This is a genomic window from Pseudomonas sp. EL_65y_Pfl1_R83, assembly GCF_963970695.1.
Lineage (GTDB): Bacteria > Pseudomonadota > Gammaproteobacteria > Pseudomonadales > Pseudomonadaceae > Aquipseudomonas > Aquipseudomonas tritici.
In genome coordinates, this window is the sequence record NZ_CAXAQI010000389.1 from 1 (window position 1) to 463 (window position 463).

Here is a 463-nt window from a genome sequence, read left to right on the forward strand (position 1 = left end):
CCACCAGCGGCATCGCCACGAAGAAGATCATGATCACGCCGTGCGCGGTGAAGATCTGGTTGTAATGGTCGGGCGGCAGGTAGCCGGGGTTGCCGTTAAAGGCCATCGCCTGCTGCGCGCGCATCATCAGCGCATCGGAGAAGCCACGCACGAACATCACCAATCCGAGGATGATGTACATGATGCCGATCTTCTTGTGGTCGACGCTGGTGAACCAGTCGCGCCACAACATGCCCCATGCCTTGTAATAGGTGATGACCGCGAGCAGCGCGAGGCCACCAACGGCGGTGCCGGCAAAGGCGACGAGCACGGGGATTTCATGCAGCGGCAACGCATCGAGCGTCAGGCGGCCGAAGATCGGGCTGATCGACGGCGACGAAAGGGGAAGGGGGGACGTCATGTCAGAAAGTCCTTCGGTCGCCGGCGGTCGCCGGGACGTCTGTTGCGCGTGTGCCGGGCATTG

General features: G+C 62.6%; 1 protein-coding gene. It reads right to left on the reverse strand.

All coding sequences use genetic code 11. The features are described 5' to 3' along the window. The coding region (locus tag AACY08_RS29450) for a cbb3-type cytochrome c oxidase subunit I (protein ID WP_339472604.1) at window positions 1–358 on the reverse strand (358 nt) is incomplete at its 3' end. Between the last annotated feature and the right edge of the window lie 105 nt (window positions 359–463).